The sequence below is a fragment of the Pseudomonas sp. NBRC 111138 genome, from assembly GCF_001320835.1.
Taxonomy (GTDB): domain Bacteria; phylum Pseudomonadota; class Gammaproteobacteria; order Pseudomonadales; family Pseudomonadaceae; genus Aquipseudomonas; species Aquipseudomonas paracarnis.
Genome location: NZ_BCBO01000111.1, coordinates 1 through 16,201, shown reverse-complemented (window position 1 = coordinate 16,201; position 16,201 = coordinate 1). Strand labels below are relative to the sequence as shown.

At 60.1% G+C, this 16,201-nt stretch carries 13 protein-coding genes; 3 read left to right on the top strand and 10 right to left on the bottom strand.

The window, feature by feature from the left end:
- Positions 1–148: 148 nt before the first annotated feature.
- From APH41_RS20370 to APH41_RS20355, 4 genes are all read right to left on the bottom strand, one after another.
- Entirely contained in the window at positions 149–913 is a 765-nt protein-coding gene (locus APH41_RS20370; RefSeq protein WP_010444394.1) for an amino acid ABC transporter ATP-binding protein, read from the bottom strand.
- A 10-nt stretch (positions 914–923) separates the two neighbouring features.
- The gene (locus APH41_RS20365) at positions 924–2,021 is read right to left on the bottom strand and encodes an amino acid ABC transporter permease (RefSeq protein ID WP_014717022.1); all 1,098 of its coding nucleotides are present in this window, start codon (positions 2,019–2,021) and stop codon (positions 924–926) included.
- A gap of 10 nt (positions 2,022–2,031) precedes the next feature.
- Entirely contained in the window at positions 2,032–3,213 is a 1,182-nt protein-coding gene (locus APH41_RS20360; RefSeq protein ID WP_054898976.1) for an amino acid ABC transporter permease, read from the bottom strand.
- 72 nt (positions 3,214–3,285) lie between these two features.
- Entirely contained in the window at positions 3,286–4,317 is a 1,032-nt protein-coding gene (locus tag APH41_RS20355) for an amino acid ABC transporter substrate-binding protein (RefSeq protein ID WP_034128697.1), read from the bottom strand.
- A 346-nt stretch (positions 4,318–4,663) separates the two neighbouring features.
- Here APH41_RS20355 and APH41_RS20350 point away from each other — a divergent pair, with 346 nt between their 5' ends.
- Positions 4,664–5,320 carry an alpha/beta hydrolase gene (locus APH41_RS20350; protein ID WP_054921054.1) on the top strand — a complete coding sequence of 219 codons (657 nt, stop codon included), beginning with the start codon at positions 4,664–4,666 and terminating at the stop codon, positions 5,318–5,320.
- A 95-nt stretch (positions 5,321–5,415) separates the two neighbouring features.
- Positions 5,416–6,882, top strand: coding sequence for an ATP-dependent RNA helicase RhlB (gene rhlB / locus APH41_RS20345; protein ID WP_034128699.1), 1,467 nt, complete (start codon positions 5,416–5,418; stop codon positions 6,880–6,882).
- 143 nt (positions 6,883–7,025) lie between these two features.
- Here rhlB and moaE read toward each other — a convergent pair whose 3' ends face one another.
- From moaE to APH41_RS20315, 6 genes are all read right to left on the bottom strand, one after another.
- Complete coding sequence (moaE, locus tag APH41_RS20340) at positions 7,026–7,475, bottom strand: molybdopterin synthase catalytic subunit MoaE (RefSeq protein ID WP_054921052.1); 450 nt, start codon at positions 7,473–7,475, stop codon at positions 7,026–7,028.
- Between the two features lie 2 nt (positions 7,476–7,477).
- Entirely contained in the window at positions 7,478–7,720 is a 243-nt protein-coding gene (gene moaD, locus APH41_RS20335) for a molybdopterin converting factor subunit 1 (RefSeq protein ID WP_032903342.1), read from the bottom strand.
- Complete coding sequence (gene moaC / locus APH41_RS20330; RefSeq protein ID WP_034128701.1) at positions 7,717–8,190, bottom strand: cyclic pyranopterin monophosphate synthase MoaC; 474 nt, start codon at positions 8,188–8,190, stop codon at positions 7,717–7,719. The genes moaD and moaC overlap by 4 nt, the downstream gene beginning before the upstream one ends.
- A 181-nt stretch (positions 8,191–8,371) precedes the next feature.
- Positions 8,372–12,100, bottom strand: coding sequence for an autotransporter domain-containing protein (locus tag APH41_RS20325; protein WP_054921042.1), 3,729 nt, complete (start codon positions 12,098–12,100; stop codon positions 8,372–8,374).
- Between the two features lie 296 nt (positions 12,101–12,396).
- Positions 12,397–13,791 (bottom strand): PhoH family protein, encoded by a 1,395-nt coding sequence (locus tag APH41_RS20320; RefSeq protein WP_005785025.1) that lies wholly within the window; start codon positions 13,789–13,791, stop codon positions 12,397–12,399.
- A gap of 339 nt (positions 13,792–14,130) precedes the next feature.
- Entirely contained in the window at positions 14,131–15,255 is a 1,125-nt protein-coding gene (locus tag APH41_RS20315; RefSeq protein ID WP_054921038.1) for a polysaccharide deacetylase family protein, read from the bottom strand.
- Positions 15,256–15,375: 120 nt separating this feature from the next.
- Here APH41_RS20315 and yaaA point away from each other — a divergent pair, with 120 nt between their 5' ends.
- Complete coding sequence (yaaA, locus tag APH41_RS20310; RefSeq protein ID WP_034128704.1) at positions 15,376–16,155, top strand: peroxide stress protein YaaA; 780 nt, start codon at positions 15,376–15,378, stop codon at positions 16,153–16,155.
- The last annotated feature ends 46 nt before the right edge of the window (positions 16,156–16,201 follow it).

Sequence of the window (16,201 nt, the reverse complement as noted above, 5' to 3'; positions counted from 1 at the left end):
CCGCTGGGGCGCGAAGCGGCCCCCAAAATGGGACTGCTACGCAGTCCAGCGGGAGCAAGCTCCCTCGCCACAAGTCACTGGTTGTCTGCTCTAGCTCTTAACTGACTGGCATTAGGCACCAGGCCGGGTTTATTTTTTCAAACGTCGATCAATGCAATATCTGGCTCAAGAACAACTTGGTCCGCTCATTCTGCGGGTTATCAAAGAAGTCATTCGGCGCCGCCTGCTCGACGATCTCGCCCTTGTCCATGAAGATCACGCGATTGGCCACTGTGCGGGCAAAGCCCATTTCGTGGGTCACGCACAACATGGTCATGCCGTCTTCGGCCAGGCCGATCATGGTGTCCAGTACCTCTTTGACCATCTCCGGGTCCAGCGCCGATGTCGGCTCGTCGAACAACATGATTTTGGGCTTCATGCACAGCGCGCGGGCAATCGCCACACGCTGTTGCTGACCACCTGAAAGCTGCCCGGGAAACTTGTGGGCCTGCTCCGGAATGCGCACACGCTCCAGGTAGTGCATGGCAATTTCCTCGGCCTTGCGCTTGGGCATCTTGCGCACCCACATCGGCGCCAGCGTGCAGTTCTGCAGGATGGTCAAATGCGGGAACAGATTGAAGTGCTGGAACACCATACCGACTTCGCGGCGGATCGCTTCGATCTGCTTGAGGTCATTGGTCAGTTCCACACCATCGACCACAATGCGGCCTTGCTGGTGCTCTTCCAGGCGGTTGAGGCAGCGGATGGTGGTGGACTTGCCCGAGCCCGACGGGCCGCACAGCACGATACGCTCGCCCTGCTTGACGTTGAGGTTGATGTCTTTCAACACGTGGAACTGGCCGTACCACTTGTTGACGCCCTGCATCTGGATAATGCCTTCAGGGCTCACAGGCTGTTTGATTGCTTCGCTCATCAAAAAACTCCTAACGCTTGTGGCCAGTGTCGAGCTTGCGTTCCAGATGCATGGAATAGCGCGACATACCAAAACAGAAAATCCAGAACACCAGGGCGGCGAACACATAGCCTTCGGTAGCCATGCCCAGCCATTTTGGGTCGGCGGCGGCTTGCTTGACGCTGTTGAGCAGGTCGAACAGGCCGATGATGATCACAAGGCTGGTGTCCTTGAACAGGGCAATGAAGGTGTTGACGATCCCAGGGATCACCATCTTCAAGGCTTGCGGCAGGATCACCAGGCCCATGCTGCGCCAGTAGCCCAGACCCATCGCCGCAGCGGCTTCGTATTGGCCCTTGGGAATCGCCTGCAAACCACCGCGCACCACTTCGGCCACATAGGCCGACTGGAACAGGATCACACCGATCAGCGCCCGCAGCAGCTTGTCGAAGTTCATGCCTTCAGGCAGGAACAGCGGCAGCATCACCGAAGACATGAACAGCACGGTGATCAACGGCACGCCGCGCCAGAACTCGATGAAGGTCACGCAGACCACCCGAATGGCCGGCATGTTCGAACGCCGCCCCAGCGCCAGCACAATGCCCAGCGGCAAGGCGCCGGCGATGCCCACCGTGGCGATCACCAGGGTCAGCATCAAGCCGCCCCATTGGCTGGTCGCCACGTTGCTCAGCCCGAACACGCCGCCATGCAGCAAGCAGTAGGCAATGATCGGGTACAGCACCAAAAAGCCCAGGCCATAGATCGCCTTGCGTGGGAAACGCGAGATGAACAACGGCGCCACGCCCACGATGGCCAGCCACACCGTCATGTCCACGCGCCAGCGCAGGTCGACGGGGTAATAGCCATACATGAACTGCCCGAAGCGCTGTTGGATAAATACCCAACAGGCGCCCTCCTTGGTGCAGTCGGCGCGGGTGGTGCCCACCCAGTTGGCATCGAGGATGGCCCAGTGCAGGATCGGTGGCACCACCAGGTACACCAGGTAGATCGCCAGCAGGGTCAGCAGTGTATTGAGCCAGCTCGAGAACAAGTTGGCGCGCATCCAGGCCACCGGCCCGAAGACTTTGCTCGGCGGTGGCATGTCAGGTTTGAACGTATGCGTAGTCATGGGTGTGTCCTCACCGCTCGATCAGCGCAATGCGCTTGTTGTACCAGTTCATCAGCAGGGAAATGCTGATGCTGATCGCCAGGTACACGCTCATGGTGATGGCAATGACTTCAATGGCCTGGCCGGTCTGGTTGAGTACCGTGCCGGCAAACAGCGAAACCATTTCCGGATAACCGATACCGGCGGCCAACGACGAGTTTTTCGCCAAGTTCAGGTATTGGCTGGTCAGCGGCGGAATGATCACGCGCAACGCTTGCGGGATGATGACCTTGCGCAGCGTCGGCCCCGGGCGCAGGCCCAGTGAACGTGCCGCTTCGGTCTGGCCATGGCTGACGGACTTGATGCCCGAGCGCACGATCTCGGCAATAAATGCCGCCGTGTACACCGTCAGCGCCAAGGTCAACGCCAACAACTCTGGGATCAGTACCCAGCCACCGACAAAGTTGAAGCCCGCAAGCTTGGGCATTTCCCAATGCAATGGCGTACCGAAGATCAACACGCACAACGCCGGGATCACCACCAGCAGCGCCAGGCCCGCCCAGAATTTATGGAAAGGAACCCCCGTCGCTTCAAAGCGCTTGTTGGCCCAGCGGGTCATCAGCACGATGGCAACGATAGCGACCACCAGGCTGGTGACAAACGGCCAGAACCCGTCGGACGCCAGCGCTGCCGGCATGTTCAAGCCACGGCTGCTGACAAAGAAGGTGTCACCGAAGTTATGACTGTTGCGCGGCCCTGGCATGGTCAGGAACACCGCGAAGTACCAGAACAGGATTTGCAACAGCGGCGGAATGTTGCGGAATACCTCCACGTACACCGTCGCCAGCTTGTTGATCATCCAGTTGGGCGACAAGCGTGCCACGCCGATGATGAAGCCGAGCAGGGTTGCCAGCACCACACCGATGACGGTCACCAGCAAAGTGTTGAGCAGGCCAATGACAAACACCCGGGCATAGCTGTCCGATTCGGTGTAGTCGATCAAGTGCTGCGCGATGCCGAAACCGGCACTGCGCTCAAGAAAGTCGAAACCCGAGGTGATGCCCCGGTGTTGCAGGTTGGTCTGGGTGTTATGGAACAGGTACCAGCCCAGCGAGACCACCGCCACGATCGTGATGATCTGGAACAGCCACGCACGCACTTTGGGGTCGCTGAAGCTGAGCTTCTGCTTGGGTGCGCCGATTTGATTTTGCATGAAGTGCCCCGAAAATAATGGAACAGAACATCACCCGGCAGTTGGCCTACCGGGTGACAGAACCATCAGCGATCAGCGCACAGGGGGTGCGTATTGAATGCCGCCGTTGTTCCACAGGGCGTTCAGGCCACGGTCGATTTCCAGCGGCGTGCTCTTGCCCAGGTTGCGCTCGAACATCTCGCCGTAGTTACCCACTTGCTTGACGATCTGTACCACCCAGTCCTTCTTCACTTTCAGGTCTTTACCGTATTCGCCGTCGGCACCGAGCAGACGCGCAACGTCCGGGTTCTTGGTGGCCTTGGCTTCAGCTTCGACGTTCTTGGAGGTCACACCGGCCTCTTCAGCGTTGAGCATGGCGTAGCCCACCCAGCGCACGATGGCCAGCCACTCGTCATCACCGTTACGCACGACCGGGCCCAGAGGCTCCTTGGAAATGGTTTCCGGCAGCACCACGTAGTCTTTCGGCGAAGCCAGCTTGCTGCGCTGGGCGAACAGCTGGGATTTGTCGGACGTCAGCACGTCGCAACGCCCGGACTCCAGCGACTTGGCGCTTTCATCGGAGGTGTCGAAGGTGATCGGGGTGTATTTGAGGTTGTTGGCGCGGAAATAGTCGGAAACGTTCAGCTCGGTGGTGGTACCGGCCTGGATGCAGATGGTCGCACCGTCTAGTTCCTTGGCGCTCTTGACGCCCAGCTTGTTGTTCACCAGAAAGCCGATGCCATCGTAGTAGGTAATGAAGCCCGGGAATTTCAGGCCCATGCCCGCATCGCGGGAGCTGGTCATGGTGGTGTTGCGCGACAGGATGTCGACTTCGCCTGACTGAAGCGCGGTGAAACGCTCCTTGGCGTTCAACTGGCTGAACTTGACCTTGGTGGCATCGCCAAATACGGCAGCCGCCACAGCGCGGCAATAGTCAGCGTCGATCCCGAGGATCTTGCCGCTGGCATCCGGCACCGAGAAACCCGGCAGGCCGTCACTCACACCGCACTGCACAAAGCCTTTCTTCTGCACGGCGTCCAGGGTGGCGCCCGCCTGGGCAAAACCACTGACCCCCAGTACAGCCGCCGCAGAGACGATGGCCAGGGTGGATTTCAATACCTTCATTACAAACCTCCAATTGCTCTTGTTGTGTCGGAGCTCCAACCTCAGCGCACCCTTATGAGGCGATATCGACCCGTGTTGGTTTTTTTTGGGGCCAAGCAGCATGAGGTTTTTGCGGTAATTCCAGTTGCTTTCCCACGAGCGGCAGTCACTGATAGTGTTACCGCCCTGGGAGAGTTCTGACATCGAGCTACACATAGCAAGGCGCGTACCAGAGTCTTGGCCGAGTGGCTGTAACTGCGCTTCGATGGCAAAAGATTCAACCTTGCGACATTCTCTTAACAGATCAACCTGTCGCGCACCGTTCCGACGCACCTCATCGGAGCGCCCGCACATCTATGGAGCAGACATGACCGAACCCTTGATTCTTCAGCCCGCCAAGCCCGCAGACGCCTGCGTTATCTGGTTGCATGGCCTGGGCGCCGATCGCTACGACTTCCTGCCGGTGGCCGAAGCCCTGCAGGAAACCCTGCTGACCACCCGCTTCGTTTTGCCCCAGGCGCCCACGCGTCCGGTGACGATTAACGGTGGCTACGAGATGCCGAGCTGGTACGACATCAAGGCCATGAGCCCGGCCCGTTCGATCAGCCTGGAAGAACTGGAAGCGTCGGCAAAAATGGTCACAGACCTGATTGAGGCGCAACAGAGAACCGGAATAGACACCTCGCGAATTTTCCTCGCCGGTTTTTCTCAAGGTGGCGCGGTGGTTTTCCACACCGCGTTCAAGAAATGGGAGGGGCCCTTGGGCGGTGTGATCGCCCTCTCCACCTATGCGCCAACCTTCGATAATGACCTGGAATTATCCGCCAGCCAGCAACGCATCCCCACGCTCTGCCTGCATGGCCAGTACGACGAAGTGGTGCAGAACGCCATGGGCCGCAGCGCCTACGAGCATTTGAAGGGCCGTGGTGTCACCGTGACATGGCAGGAATACCCAATGGGCCACGAAGTGTTACCCCAAGAGATACACGATATAGGCACCTGGCTGACTGAACGCCTGCGCTGAATCCCGTGTTTATGTAGCCGTATGACAGACGCACTACGCCGCGCCCGATTCTTGCATTACACTGGCCGGCGTACATTCCTTAATCAATTAATGAGATGACCGTGCTCAAAGCACTCAAGAAGATGTTCGGCAAAAGCGAGGCTGAGCCGCTCGCGCCTGTTCCCAGTGCTCCTGCCCCCAAGCCCGGCAACCGCAATGACGGTCAACAGCCCGGCCGGAACGCGCCCGCCGCCTCACCGAACAAAACCACGGTGACGCCGCCTGAACAGGTAAAGCCTGCCGCACCCGCCCCGGCGCCTGTGGCCAAGCCCCGTCGCGAACGTGCGCCCAAACCGCCCGTGACCCCCTGGAAACTCGAAGACTTCGTCGTCGAACCCCAGGAAGGCAAAACCCGCTTCCACGATTTCAAACTGGCCCCGGAACTGATGCACGCCATCCAGGACCTGGGTTTCCCGTACTGCACGCCCATCCAGGCACAAGTGCTGGGCTTCACCCTCGCGGGCAAAGACGCCATCGGCCGTGCCCAGACCGGCACCGGCAAGACCGCCGCGTTCCTGATCTCGATCATCACCCAGCTGTTGCAAACGCCGCCGCCCAAGGAACGCTACATGGGTGAACCGCGCGCGCTGATCATCGCCCCGACCCGGGAGCTGGTGGTGCAGATCGCCAAGGACGCCGCCGACCTGACCAAGTACACCGGCCTCAACGTGATGACGTTTGTGGGCGGCATGGACTTCGACAAGCAACTCAAGCACCTCGAAGCCCGTCATTGCGACATCCTCGTCGCCACCCCGGGCCGCCTGCTCGACTTCAATCAGCGTGGCGACGTGCACCTGGACATGGTCGAAGTGATGGTGCTGGACGAAGCCGACCGCATGCTCGACATGGGCTTTATCCCGCAAGTACGCCAGATCATTCGTCAGACGCCGCCGAAAACCGAGCGCCAGACCCTGCTGTTCTCCGCGACTTTCACCGAAGACGTGATGAACCTCGCCAAGCAGTGGACCACCGACCCATCCATCGTCGAGATCGAAGCACTCAACGTTGCCAGCGAAAACGTCGAGCAGCATATCTACGCCGTCGCCGGTGCCGACAAGTACAAGCTGCTCTACAACCTGGTCAACGACAACGGTTGGGAGCGCGTGATGGTATTCGCCAACCGCAAGGACGAAGTGCGCCGCATCGAAGAACGCCTGGTGCGCGACGGCGTCAACGCTGCGCAACTGTCGGGTGATGTGCCGCAGCACAAGCGCATCAAGACCCTGGAAGGCTTCCGTGAAGGCAAGATCCGCGTGCTGGTGGCTACCGATGTAGCCGGTCGCGGTATTCACATCGACGGCATCAGCCACGTGATCAACTTCACCCTGCCGGAAGTACCGGACGACTACGTGCACCGCATCGGCCGTACCGGGCGTGCTGGGGCTGCGGGTGTGTCGATCAGCTTTGCGGGCGAAGATGACTCGTACCAGTTGCCGTCCATCGAGGCGTTGCTGGGGCGCAAGATCAGCTGTGAGACGCCGCCGACGCATTTGTTGCGCGCTGTAGAACGCAAACGCCCTTGAGCTGAAATGCGGTAAAAAATGTGGAAGCGGGCTTGTGTGGGAGCTGGCTTGCCTGCGATGCAGACACCTCGGTTTTTCAGTCACGCCGAGGTGATGCTATTGCAGGCAAGCCAGCTCCCACATGGGTTTCAGCGTCTGGCTGGCTACTTCCAGCGATCCGCTGCGGCGTGGTCACTGCTGCGCCCTTCTACCCAACGCGGGCCCTCACTGGTGTTCTCCTTCTTCCAGAACGGCGCCCGCGTCTTCAAGTAATCCATCACAAATGCACAGGCATCAAACGCTGCCTGCCGATGCGCACTGGCCGCGCCGACAAACACAATCGGCTCGCCCGGCTCCAGCGCGCCGATACGGTGCAGCACCTCCAGCTTGAGCAACGGCCAACGCTGCTCGGCTTCCACAGCGATCTTGCCCAGGGCCTTTTCGGTCATGCCGGGGTAGTGTTCCAGGAACATCCCTGACACGTCGCGCCCCTCATTGAAGTCGCGTACATAGCCGACAAAGCTCACCACCGCGCCCACGCCCACGTTGGCCGCGTGCATGGCGTTGACTTCGGCACCGGGATCAAAGGCTTCGACCTGCACACGAATGGCCATGGTCAGCCTCCGGTCACGGGTGGGAAGAAAGCGACTTCATCGCCGGCTTGCACCGGCTCGTCCAGGCTGCACAACTCCTCGTTGCGCGCACACATCAGGCTCGCTTCGTTGAGCACGGCGAATTCCGGGTCAGCAGCCAGCGCGAGGCGCACGGCATCAACACTGGCAAACTCACCTTCCATCTCCAGCGAGTCGAAACCCACCGCTTCGGCGTAGCGCGCAAAAAACAGTACATTGATACTCATTGTTCATCCGCCTTGAAATGCCCGCTCTTACCGCCCAGCTTTTCCAGCAGGCGAATACTCTCAATGGTCATGCCGCGGTCCACCGCCTTGCACATGTCGTAGATCGTCAGTGCCGCGACGCTGGCGGCGGTCAGGGCTTCCATCTCAACGCCGGTCTGGCCGGAGAGTTTGCAGCGCGCGAGGATATGCACAGCGTCTACGCCGTCGGCGCGCAGCTCCACCTTGACGCCGGTCAGCATCAACGGATGGCATAGGGGGATCAAGTCGCTGGTTTTTTTCGCCGCCTGAATCCCGGCAATGCGGGCCACGGCAAACACGTCGCCCTTGGGGTGGGCGCCGTCAACAATCATTTGCAGAGTGGCGGGCAGCATACGCACCCGCGCTTCGGCCACCGCCTCACGGAACGTCACGGCTTTTTCGGTGACGTCGACCATATGGGCGCGACCTTGGGAATCGAGATGAGTCAGCACAGGGATACTCCTGATCAGGAGCAGCGATTGTAAACCTGTGGGTCAAAATTTGCGCAAGGCTGTTTATCCCATCCCGTAGGAGCGAGCTTGCTCGCGAAAAACTCTCAGGCGCCGCGTTTACCCAGGGTGCACGCGTTATCGTTGACGTTTTTCGCGAGCAAGCTCGCTCCTACATTCAAGGTTAGAACCGGAAGGTAAACCCGGCATTGATCCCGTTGTTGTTACCCCGGTTGGAGAGCAAGCCGCTGTAGTTCAACGACACCAGGGTGTCCTTGGTCAACGCCATTTGCGCACTGGCCTTGATCACCGCGCCATCCCTGGCCACAGGCACGCTGTTGACGGCGAAGGCCGTGTCACTGCCGGCAAACTTCAGAGAAGCTTCACGATCGGTATCACCAAACTGGTGCTCCCAACCCAGCTCACCGCGCAGGGTCACCGCCGAGGTGGACGTGAGCGGCAACTGGGTATGGCCACGCACGCCCAGGGTGGAGAGCGTCGCGTCCTGGCTTTGCTGGCTGGCATGCAGGGCTGCGGCACCGCCTTTTTCCTTGAACGAGTCGCTTTGATAGTTCAGGTACGTGAGGTTGGCGAAGGGTTCAAGCAGGGTCCATTGGGTGTAACCGATCTCGGCAAACACTTGGTCGGTACGCGCGTTGTAGTCGGCCTTGGCATGGTCCGACTGATTGGCATAGGCCACCCGTCGCGAAGTGTCCAGGCGGTGCCAGGTGCTGGCACCGCCCAGGCGCAGGGCAATCGCCTCAAAGCGTTTGCCACCATAGACCGACAGGTGATAGTTGTCGCTGTCCGCCGACGCCGACTGGCCGTTGAGGTGGCTTTGGGTATAACCGGTGGCTGCGCCCACGCGCCAGCCGTCGTTCACCTCGGTGTCCAGGCCCAGCAGTACGCCGCTGGTGGACGAGGAGTAACCGCTGGCGTTGTTGTCACCACTGACGTTGTTGCGTCCACCGAGTAGCTGTACCCAGCCGCCGTTGTCACGGCTGTCGATCTGCGCGTTGGAGTCCAGTGCCTGCGCCTGTTGCAGGCGAGCGTTGACCGCTTCACGCAGGTAGCGGCTGTCGGCCATTTGCGCTGCGGCCACGTCCGAATGCAATTGCCCTGAAAGTTGCTTGAAGCCCTCCCGCGCCTGGGCGGCGGAATCCGATGACAGCAGGCTTTCGTAGACCGGGCTGCCAGCGCCCAATGTCTCGGCCACCGTCGCCACCGCACGCTCGTTGCGGGTTTGCGCGACACTGGCGAAGGTGGTCTGGTTGCGGGCTATCGCCAGGGTCAACTGGTTCGGTTGATAGTTGGGCGCAATGCCAATGAACAGGTAGTTGGGGGCGAACGCCGCAAACTGCCCCTGGATGCCTTGGCTGGCGCTGAGGATAGTGAACTGCTGGCCCAACAAGCTGCGCGCCTCGGTGGCGGTCAACAGATTGGGGCTGCTCTCCAGGGACACGCTCACCACACCACCGTTGAGAGTCGCCGCGCCATTGCTCTGGAGTTGGTCGCTCTGACCATTGGCGCCGACTTCGACGGCATACACCGAACCCGGATTGAACGTAACATCGCCGGTGCGCAGCGTACCTATCGAATGCCCCGGGGCCACTCGCCCGCCGTTGTTGACGGTCAAGGCACCCACCGTGCCGTTGCCGGCCAGGGTGCCGCCCAGTGTGGTCATCACGCCGTTATCGGCATTGCGCATGCCAACGGCGCTGCCGTCTACCGTCACGGCAGAGGTCAACGCGCCGTCCACCGACAATTTGCCACCGCGTACCCAAGTGCTGCCCGAATAGCTGTTCTGGCCTTCCAGCACCAACTCGCCATCCCCGGACTTGACCAGGCTACCGACGTAGGTGCTGCCGGTGAGCACGTCCTGGCCGCGGGTGAGTGTTGCCTGCTCCCGGGCATGACCGATGTCGTATTCAAACTGATCGTCGGCCGAGGCATTGGCGGGCAGGCCATTGAGCCAGCCTTTTTGCTGCTTGGTGGCGGCCCAGGTCGCCTGCTCGGCAGCGTCTTCTACGCGGCGGGCGCGAATGGCTTCATCGGAAATCGGGTTGGCCCAGATATCGCGGGTACCGCTGGGCAACGCCACTGCCACCGCACCGAGGAACTGCCCCGGCCCTTGCATGGCTTTTTGCAGGTTGGGCAAGCCCCAGCCACTGACCACACCTGGTACTTGTGGGACACCCGGCGCGGCATCGTGCACCGGTTGCAGGTTGTCGTAGGTGCGGCCTCCGGTCAGTTCGCCAACCGGCGTGTCCGGGCCATCCGGCGCTTGCAGGCTGGAGGTGGTCAGCAACACGTCCCGCGCCTGGCTGGGCGTCATATAGGGGAAGCGTTGCATCACCAACGCCAGGGCCCCGGAAACGCTCGGCGCGGCGGCCGAGGTGCCGTTGGCATTCGGGATGATTTCGCCCTCGGGGCCGGCAGACGGAATGCCCGACACGCCCATCACGCACCACCACTTGGAGGTACCGCAACGGTTGTAGACCTGGGCGCTGGTCTCGTCGTAGCCGGTGATGGAGAGGAACTTAGCTTCGATATCCGGCTTGAAAAACGGCAGGTTCGCATTGGTGTCCGGGTTGGCACCGTGGCTGTCGTTGCCCGCAGAGATGATCTGGATGAACGTGTTTTGCCGGGCCGCATCGGCCATGGCGTCCATCCAGGTTTTCTGCCCGGCGTGGGCCTTGTCCCAGAACGGGCGATAGGCGGCGGTCATGTCGCGCAGGTTCTGCGCGGCGCTGTCGCCGACGTTGCCGAAGTGGTTCTCCACGTCATCGCGCGAGCTCTGCCCCCAGCTCTGGTTGACGATCGCCACGTTCTTCGCCGCCAGGGCGTTGTAGCTGGCCATGAATGCGTTGTAGTCGAGGTCGTTGGAGCCTTGGTAGCGGTCGTTGTCGCTGCCGCCGGTGTTGGCGACAAACAGATTGGCGTCGAAGGCAATGCCGTGCATACCGGTGCCGTCGCGGTTGGCGGCCAGCACCCCGGACATTTCTGTGCCATGCCCGTCGTTGAACGCGGGGTCGTATTCCCCTGGGATGCTGAAATGTTCGCCCTGCTTGAACTCGCCGCTGGGCACTTCAAGGCGGTAGCGCGGATGGGTGGCGTAGTACTCGCCGGTAGATGTCACCGCCTGCACTCGGTCCTGGCCCTGGGCGTTCTTGCCCTGAAACTCGGAGTGTTCGGTGAGGATGCCCGAGTCCAGCACGCCAACATTGACCCCCTTGCCGGTGATGCCCAAGGCATAGGCGTAATACGCGTTGGTGCGGTCCAGGCCGGAATTGACCTGAGCTTCCGGGGTCTTCCAGGTTTGCGCGTTGGCACTCCAGTCACGGGTTGCGCCAGCCCAGGACTGGCCTGCGTTCAATTGCCCGCTCAGGTTGCTGCTCACGCCCGGCTCGACGTAGGTGAAAGGCTTGGCGGCCGGCAGGTTGGCGATAATGGCCTTGGAGAAGTCCAGAATATTGGTGGTGTAGCGGCCGCTGTTGCTGAACAGCCGGCTGCGGTAGTAATCCAGGCGCGAAGCGTAGTCCAGTGGCCGACGGGTGTCGCCGAGCATGGCGCCAATGGTCAGGTTCTCGGGTTGCAGCTCATAGTTTTGCTTGAGGGCCGAATCGAACTTGCCGGACTGGGCCGCGAAGTCCTTGGCCGCAAGATCGACAATATCCGCGTAGGCAAACCTGAGGTTTTTGTACACGGCGGTATCAGGGCCGAATGAGGCGACGGCTTTCCTGAACGCCAATTCCAATACCTGCGGGGTGTAGGGGTTGTCGTCTGCATTGGCCATGGAGCCGTGGCCCAGCCACAAGGCCAGGCCGAGTGCTATGGGTGTGAGGGGTGTGGTCTTGAAACGGGGAGTGCGATTGCGTTGCGACACAATGAAGCCATTACCTGCTACGTCCATTTTCCTTTCCCTTTGGATATGTGCGTCATCAATGAGCGGTGTTTCGGGCTTTTGTAATAGGCAGGGTCACGGTGAAAACCCTGGACAGGTTTTCTAAACGTTCGTCGAATCAAGGAGGTGGTGTTCCGACGGGGTCTTGCAGTGTTCTTATAGTTTTTATCGCAAGAAAAAATGTAACAAAATAATTACAGAGACCACAAGCACCCGGGACGCGTTAACGCAGGCAAATGTCGCACAAAACAAAAACCCCGGACTTCGTGAAAAATCCGGGGCTTTTCGTCGCGGGTTCGCTGCAGTTAAAGATGGGACTCGGCGTATTCAGCCAGAATCGAACGCGGTACCCCTTGCAGCGCAATGTGCACGCCGTTCGGGAAGTCCTTGAAGCGTTCCGTCAGGTAAGTCAGCCCGGAGCTGGTCGCGGACAGGTAAGGGGTGTCGATCTGCGCCAGGTTGCCCAGGCACACCACTTTGGAACCGGCGCCAGCACGGGTGATGATGGTTTTCATCTGGTGCGGCGTAAGGTTCTGGCATTCATCAATCAGAATCAGGCTCTGCTGGAAGCTGCGACCTCGGATGTAGTTGAGGGATTTGAACTGCAACGGCACTTTGCTGAGGATGTAGTCGACGCTGCCATGGGTGTTTTCGTCATCCATGTGCAAGGCTTCGAGGTTGTCGGTAATAGCCCCCAGCCACGGCTCCATTTTTTCCGCCTCGGTACCGGGCAGGAAACCGATTTCCTGGTCCAGGCCCTGCACGCTGCGGGTGGCGATGATGCGGCGATAGCGTTTGGTCACCATGGTCTGTTCGATGGCGGCGGCCAGGGCGAGGATGGTTTTCCCCGAACCTGCGGCGCCCGTCAGGTTGACCAGGTGAATGTCCGGATCGAGTAGCGCATACAGCGCCAGGCTCTGGTAGATATCACGCGGTTTCAGGCCCCAGGCTTCCTGGTGCAACAGGGGTTCCTGATGCAGGTCGAGGATCAGCAGCTTGTCGACCTGGATCTCTTTGATCCAGCCCACGAAGCCCTGTTCGTCGACGATGAACTCATTGATATGCACGGCCGGCAGGTTGTCGATCAGCTGTACCTGGTGCCAGGTGCGGCCGTGGTCCTGACGGGTTTCGACCTTGCTGACACGGTCCCAGAACGAGCCGGTCATCATGTGATAACCACGCGAGAGCATCGACACGTCGTCGACCAGTTGGTCGGTGCTGTAGTCCTCGGCAGCAATCCCACACGCTCGTGCCTTGAGGCGCATATTGATGTCTTTGGTCACCAGCACTACGCGCAGGTCCTTGTCGCGAGCGTGCAGGTCGATCAATTGGTTGATGATTTTGTTGTCGTTCAGGTTTTCCGGCAGCAGGCTGTTGGGCTCGCTGCGCTTGCTCATCAGGATCGACAGCAAGCCCTTGGGCCCGCTCTTGCCACGCTGGATGGGCACGCCAACCTCGACGTCCTCGGGCGAGGCTTCGCCCAATGTCTTGTCGATCAGACGGATGGCCTGGCGGCATTCGGCGGCAACGCTGTGGTGGCCGCTTTTGAGTTTGTCGAGCTCCTCAAGCACGATCATCGGGATGGCGACGTGGTGTTCTTCGAAGTTCAGCAGTGCATTTGGATCGTGGATCAATACGTTGGTATCAAGCACATAAAGGATTGGCTGGTCGGAAGAAGGGTTACGTCCATGATCATCCATACTCGGTCACCTTTGTGGGAGCCATTCGACGCAATACCTGGGCGGTGCTGCGCCTCGATTCGACCACCGAGTGCACCTGAGGGACGTCAAGTGCAGTGCCCACATGCGGAGTCTTGGAAGACGCCACCTGTGTTGCAGGTTTCGGCGGTCTGACTTCGTAATACCGCAAAACCCATGACAGGAAAAAGCACTTTGACGCTTTTTTGAAGTTTATTTTTCAGGATGACGAATAGCACTAGCCGAGTGCCATGTACCCCGTTAAAGTCGGAAGTCCGCCTGCATCGAAATGTCGCAGCAAATCGCCCCGAAAACACCCCATCCCCAGCAAAGCCGGGCACTTCATCGAAATGCCTCGCGACACTCCTGCCAGCCCAAGCCACTCTGCGCCGTAGCCTGCAACACCATCGGCAATCCCACCCGCGCCTTGTCCTGGGTGTCGTGAAACACGATCACGCCTTTGCGCCACAGCAGCATCAATGTCAGCACCCGTTGCGCCGACTCATCGGCCTTGAGCTTGCCCGGCTCGTCCTGGGAGTCGATGTCCCATAACGCCACTTGCAGGCCCTGTTGCTGGAAGAAGCCCTGGCTGTCCGCGCGGCGCTGCCCATACGGTGGGCGGAACAAGGGCACATAGTTTTCCGGCATCAGGTTCTGTACCAGCCCGGCACTGCGGGTGATGGAGCTTTGCCAGTCGACCCAATGGCTGTGGGAGCGGTACTGCCAGCCCTGAAGCCCCACGCACTGCCCTTGGTACAGCGCCTGCACATCGGCGGCGGAACTGCGCTCCACACGGGTTTGCAAGCTGCTGCCAAGGACAAAGAACGTCGCGTTCATCTTTTGCTTGCGCAGGTAATCGGTGAGCCAGTCGGTATTGCCGCTGACAGGTGCAGGGCCACCGTCAAAGGTCAGTAAAAACATCCGGTCATTGAGTTCATCACCGTTGCGCTCATGATCGCCAAAGCGCGCCACTTCACTGCTGATCTGCGGAAACAGCGCGGCCTTGCGCAACAACTCGTCCAGATAGCGTTCGTGAAAGTGCCGGCTGGGGGCGGCCCAGCCTATATAGAAAGAGTTGTCACTGACCTCGAACTTGCCGGCCTGCTCACGCAGGTCGTCCATGTTTTCCACCAGGTAGCAGAACGAGGCGTCTTCTTCGCAGCTCTGCTGGGCGAATGTGTAGTTCTCCAACAGCCGTTGCCAGAGCTGGCGACGCAGGTCGCCGATGGCGGCCAGGTTGATGTTCTTCAGCCCCAGGCGTTGCTTGAGCGCCGCGTCGTCCAGGGCTTCGCTGGCGAGCAGGCCGTGGGCGAACATCAGGATCTCCGCACGCGAAGCCACATCGAACAGCGCCGGGCTGGCGAGTTTTTCTGGCCAGGTACCACGGTCCAGGCTGGCGACATCCACCGGCGCGGCGTGGGCATTCAGGCACAGCAGGCAAGCGGACAATAAAAGCGCTAATCGCACACGAGGTCTCCCTCTACAGAGTTACCGCCCATCATAGCGGATCGCATCTATCGCCATCATAGGTGGAGTCAAAACGCCCCAACCCCTAGAATCTCGCCCACGATTCCAGGAGCCAACTTCATGCTGATGGTGATTTCCCCCGCCAAAACCCTCGACTTCGAGTCCAAGCCGGTCACTGCGCGCTTCACCCAGCCGCAGTACCTGGACCACTCCCAGGAACTGATCGAGCAACTGCGCGAACTGAGCCCGGCGCAAATCAGTGAGTTGATGCACGTCTCCGACAAGATCGGTGGCCTCAACGCCGCGCGTTTCGGCAGTTGGACGCCGGCCTTCACTCCGGCCAACGCCAAGCAGGCGCTGCTGGCGTTCAAGGGCGATGTGTATACCGGCCTGAATGCCGAGACTTTCAGCGAGGCCGATTTCAGCTATGCCCAGGACCATCTGCGTATGCTCTCGGGCCTGTACGGCCTGCTGCGCCCGCTGGACCTGATGATGCCGTATCGCCTGGAGATGGGCACCAAGCTGGCCAACGCCCGCGGCAAGGACCTTTACGCGTTCTGGGGCACACGCATCAGCGAATGGTTGAATGAAGCCCTGGCCGAGCAAGGCGACGATGTGCTGCTCAACCTGGCGTCCAATGAGTATTTTTCGGCGGTCAAGCGCACGGCCTTGAACGCGCGGATCATCAATACCGAGTTCAAGGACCTGAAGAACGGCCAGTACAAGATCATCAGCTTCTACGCGAAAAAAGCTCGGGGCATGATGAGCCGGTTTGTGATTGAAGAACGCATCAACGATCCGGCCCAGCTCAAGCAGTTCGATGTACAGGGCTATCGCTTCAATGCGGAGCAGTCCAAGCCGGATAACCTGGTGTTTTTGCGCGATCACGCACCGGAATAAGGCCTGTACAGCCACCAACATCAACTGTGGGAGCTGGCTTGCCTGC